The 4393-nt window shown below is 67.4% G+C and carries 5 protein-coding genes; 4 read left to right on the forward strand and 1 reads right to left on the reverse strand.

Annotation, left to right across the window (positions count from 1 at the left end; translation table 11 throughout):
* Positions 1-1180: haloalkane dehalogenase (locus ACIQ42_RS16385; RefSeq protein ID WP_397423316.1), on the forward strand; the 1180-nt coding region annotated here is incomplete at its 5' end.
* A gap of 43 nt (positions 1181-1223) precedes the next feature.
* Positions 1224-1841, forward strand: a complete 618-nt coding sequence (locus tag ACIQ42_RS16390; RefSeq protein WP_397423317.1) for a hypothetical protein — start codon at positions 1224-1226, stop codon at positions 1839-1841.
* Here the strand turns inward: ACIQ42_RS16390 and ACIQ42_RS16395 are convergent.
* Positions 1834-3222, reverse strand: coding sequence for a spinster family MFS transporter (locus ACIQ42_RS16395; RefSeq protein WP_397423318.1), 1389 nt, complete (start codon positions 3220-3222; stop codon positions 1834-1836). The genes ACIQ42_RS16390 and ACIQ42_RS16395 overlap by 8 nt on opposite strands.
* A gap of 110 nt (positions 3223-3332) precedes the next feature.
* Here ACIQ42_RS16395 and ACIQ42_RS16400 point away from each other — a divergent pair, with 110 nt between their 5' ends.
* Positions 3333-3956: a glutathione S-transferase family protein gene (locus tag ACIQ42_RS16400; RefSeq protein WP_397423320.1), complete on the forward strand. Its 624-nt coding sequence runs from the start codon at positions 3333-3335 to the stop codon at positions 3954-3956.
* On the forward strand, positions 3953-4393 hold a 441-nt coding region (locus ACIQ42_RS16405; RefSeq protein WP_397423319.1), incomplete at its 3' end, for a Na+/H+ antiporter NhaA. The genes ACIQ42_RS16400 and ACIQ42_RS16405, both read left to right, overlap by 4 nt.

Here is a 4393-nt window from a genome sequence, read left to right on the forward strand (position 1 = left end):
CGGGGAACTGGATCTTTGGGGCCTAGCGCTTCGGGGCTGGATCGCGTTGAGTGTCGAGGGGCGGCGGCGGGATGGCGGCCTGCCCCCGAAACCGCCTGAAGCAGAAGAGGGAGCGGCGATGTCTGACAATCCGACCGGGACAGGGATCCTGCGGACGCCGGAAGCCCGCTTTGCTGTCGTGGAGGACTATCCCTGGCCGCCCAGCTACGTGGAGGTCGAGCCCGGCCTGCGCATGGCCTATGTGGACGCCGGTCCAGCTGACGCGCGGGAGACCCTGCTGCTGCTCCACGGGGAGCCGATGTGGGGCTATCTCTACCGGAAGATGATCGGGCCGCTGGTGGAGGCGGGGTATCGGGTGATCGTGCCCGACCTGATCGGGTTCGGCCGGTCGGACAAACTCATCGACCCCGAGCGCTATACCTACAGCGCCCATGTCGCCTGGGTGGGCGCGCTGATCCACAAGCTCGACCTGAAGCAGATGACCATCTTCGGCCAGGACTGGGGCGGCCTGATCGGCGGCCGGGTGCTGGCGGAGAACATCGACAGGTTCGCCCGCGCGGTGATGTCGAACACGGCCCTGCCGGCGAGCGGCCCGGCCATACCCGGACTGAGCGCCCAGGCCCCGCTCACGGCGGAACAGCTGCGGGAACGCTTCGGGATGGACTGGCGCGAGACGCTCGACCCGGATGACACGATCAATGGGGAGAAGATCCAGGCCCTGATCGCCCGCGGGCCGTCTTTCTACTTCCTGGCCTGGCGGGTCTACAGCCAGACCGTCACGGATCTTGCGCCTTCAAGGATCATTCCCGGGTGGTGCGTGAACCCGGTCTCCGCGGCGGCGCTGGCGGCCTATGACGCGCCCTTTCGGGACGAACGCTACAAGGCGGGGGCCCGGCGTTTCCCCCTGCTGGTGCCGATCACCGCCGACGACATCGAGCGCAAGCGCTGCGACGCGGCGTGGGAGGTGCTGCGCGGGAGCGATATGCCGTTCCTGACCCTCTGGGGCGACCGCTGCCCCTTCACCTATTCGGAGCGGGGCGAGATGTACCGCTCACAGATCCCCGGCGCGCGTCGGCCGGGCGTTGAACACAAGGTCTTCGCCGCGGGACACTTCAGCCAGGAAGACGCCGGGCCCGAGATGGCGGAAGAGATCATCAATTTCATCCGCCGCTTTCCGTGATGGCGCGCGCTGTGCGCCCGCCGGTCGAACCGGAGACTGATGCATGAGCACGCGTGAGAGACTGCGCTGGGGATGGCTGGGGTTTGTCGGGCTCGCCTACGGGGCCTTGCTCCTCTGGTACGGCGGGTTTGGTCCGGCGATCCAGCCCGCAGAGGGCAAGGTCTTTCTGGAGCGGGTCAAGGCATCCCCCTCCGCCGCCGGGCATCCCGAGATCCTGCCGCTCCTGGAAGCGATGATCGCCCGCGACGACGGACGTGAATTCTACATGCTGAACCTTGAGCAGCTCGCGGCGGGCCCGGCGGCCCGGAAGGCGGACATGGCCTATGCGCGCGTGGTGCTTCCGGCCCTGCTGAAGCATGGCTCCCTGCCGGTCTATGTCGGTCGCGTCCAGGGCCAGCTGATCGGAAACAACCCCACGGCCTTCAACCGCGCCGCGCTGGTTCGCTACCGATCCCTGCGCGATTTCATGGTGATCTTCACCGATCCGGCCATGAGCGCCGGCGTCGGCGACAAGTTTGCCTCCCTGACCTACACCGAGGCGAGGGCGACCACGCCGGTGATCTCGCTGCTGGCGATCCAGCTGGCCGCAGCGGGACTGTTTGGCGGCATCGGTCTCGCGGGCTGGGTGCTGCTGCGCAACCCGCGGCCGCGCGTCAGCTGACGGTGTCCTCGCGGATGGTCTTGCGGGCCAGCCAGAAGCAGGCGAAGGCAATGAGGCCGCTGGCGGCCGAAACGATCAGGGCCCAGCGGACACCTTCGGCGGCGCCCATGCCCAGGCCCTCGTTGAACCAGTCGGACAGCAGGCCCACGGCCAGCGGGCCGAGGCCCAGGCCGATCAGGTTGATGATGAACAGCAGGATGGCGGCCGCGGTGGCGCGCATGTGCGGCGGCACCACCGACTGGCCGGTGCCGTAGACCGGGCCGTACCACAGGGTGCCCAGGAAGCCGTTGATGCCCAGGATGCAGAGGGCGATGGCCGCGGAATCGATGCTGACGGCGGTGATGTAGATCGGGATGGTGATCAGGCTGGCGATGGCCGGGGCCACCATGTAGGCGCGCAGGTCGTTGCGGCCGAAGCGATCGGCGATCCAGCCGCCGGCGATGGAGCCGATGGCGCCGGAGAAGCCGCTGACCAGACCCAGGGCCAGGCCCAGGAAGCCGACGGACTTCAGGTCATGGTTCAGGATCAGGCCGAAGTGTGACGCCAGGCGCTGGATTTCTTCCGGGTGGTTGCGCAGGAAGAACGAAGCGGTGAAGGGGGCGTGGCCGTAGCCGATGAAGGCCTTCACCGCCGCAGCGAAGGCGATGTACCAGAAGGTCTTCTTGCTGGAGAGGTAGGCCATGGTCTCGCCGAAGGTGGCGGTGGTGGAGGCGGCGACCTTCCTGGCATGCTCGGCCATCAGCCGGCGGGGTTCTTTGAGGGTGAAGATGGCCAGCAGGGCGAAGAGGATGCCGGGCACGCCGGCGACCAGGAAGGCCGTGCGCCAGCCATAGGCGTCTGCCACCAGCCCGCCCATCACGAGGCCCAGAAGCCCGCCGATCGGGGTGCCCATGGAGTAGAAGGCCAGCGCCGAGGCGCGCTTTTCCTTCGGCACATAGTCGGAGATCAGGGAGTGGGCCGGGGGCGTGCAGCCCGCCTCGCCCACGCCCACGCCGATGCGGAAGATGATCAGCTGCCAGAAGTTGGTGGCGATGGCGCAAAGGGCGGTGAACCCGCTCCAGACCGCCACGGCCGAGCCGATGATGACGGGGCGATTGCTGCGCTCGGCGAAGCGGGCGATGGGAATGCCCAGGACCGTATAGAAGAGGGCGAAGGCCAGGCCGCTCATCAGGCCCAGCTGCCAGTCGGCCAGGCCGAGTTCCAGCTTGATGGGCTCGGCCAGGATGTTGATCACCTGACGATCGAGGAAGTTGATGGCGTAGATGCCGAGCAGCAGCCACATGGCGTATCGGGTGTAGCCCTTGGAGTAGGGGACCGTCGGCGTGTCGACCGCTGCTGGCGCTGAAGCTGTTCCCGCGCCCGGGTTGACGACGTCTGACATTTGTTGCGCTTCCTCTTGCGTCTGGTTTGTTGGACGTGACTAGACCTTGCCATCCGTTGCGGGGCAAGGGGTCAAGTGTTTCAGGACCGCAGTATGGAGCGTGCAAGGTGATGGAGCTGGTGGTCGGGACCAAGGCCTGGTCGACCTGGTCGATGCGGCCCTGGCTGGTGTTGAAGCATACGGGCGCACCGTTCACCGAGGTGCTGATCGCATTGCGCCAGGATAACGGTATCAGCGGCGACATGATCCGGGAGCATTCGCCGTCCGGGCTGGTGCCGGTGCTGAAGGACGGCGAGCTTACGGTGTGGGATTCGCTGGCGATCTGTGAATATGTGGCCGAACGCCATCCAGGCCTGTGGCCTGAGCGGGCCGATGCGCGGGCGCTGGCCCGGGCGGCGGCGGCGGAGATGCACTCCGGGTTTCAGGCCCTGCGCGCCGAATGCCCCATGGCGCTGGAGGCGGCGCCCAGCAAGCCCGAACTCTCCGAGGCGACGCAGAAGAACATCGGGCGGATTGTCACGCTCTGGAGCGAGATGCTGGATCAGTTCGGCGGCCCCTATCTGGCGGGGCGCTGGTCTATCGCCGACGCTTTCTACACCCCGGTGGCCAGCCGGTTCGAGACCTATGGCGTGGATCTCACCGACTACGGCGATTCCGGCGCGGCGGCGGCCTATGGCGCGCGCCTGCTGCAGACGCCGGAGTACCTGGCCTGGAAGGCGGACGCCCTGGCATGACGCGGCCGCCCTCGGCGCTTCGACGATTCTTCCAGAACGAGGCGGCCGGCGGGCTGGTGCTGATCGCCGCCGCGGCGCTGGCGCTTGTTGTGGCCAACACGCCGCTTTCGGGACTGTATTTCGGTGCGCTCCACGCACCGCTGGGCGGGATGGATGTTCACCACTGGGTGAACGACGGGCTGATGGCCCTGTTCTTCCTGCTGGTGGGTCTGGAGATCCGCCGCGAACTGGAAAGCGGCGAACTCTCGACCTGGCCACGCCGTGTTCTGCCCGGGCTGGCGGCGCTGGGCGGTATGGCTGCGCCCGCTTTGATTTATGTCGCAATCAATCGCGGCGGCGAAACCGCGCTGCATGGCTGGGCCATTCCCACCGCCACCGACATCGCCTTCTCGCTGGGTGTGCTGGCCCTGTTCGGATCGCGCGTGCCTCTGGCGTTG

This window comes from Phenylobacterium sp. (assembly GCF_044372605.1).
Classification (GTDB): Bacteria; Pseudomonadota; Alphaproteobacteria; order Caulobacterales; family Caulobacteraceae; genus Phenylobacterium.

Coding starts and splice junctions, on each gene's coding strand:
- ACIQ42_RS16400 (WP_397423320.1), top strand. CDS start 3,333: ATGGAGCTGGTGGTCGGGACCAAGGCCTGGTCGACCTGGTCGATGCGG.
- ACIQ42_RS16390 (WP_397423317.1), top strand. CDS start 1,224: ATGAGCACGCGTGAGAGACTGCGCTGGGGATGGCTGGGGTTTGTCGGG.
- ACIQ42_RS16395 (WP_397423318.1), bottom strand. CDS start 3,222: ATGTCAGACGTCGTCAACCCGGGCGCGGGAACAGCTTCAGCGCCAGCA.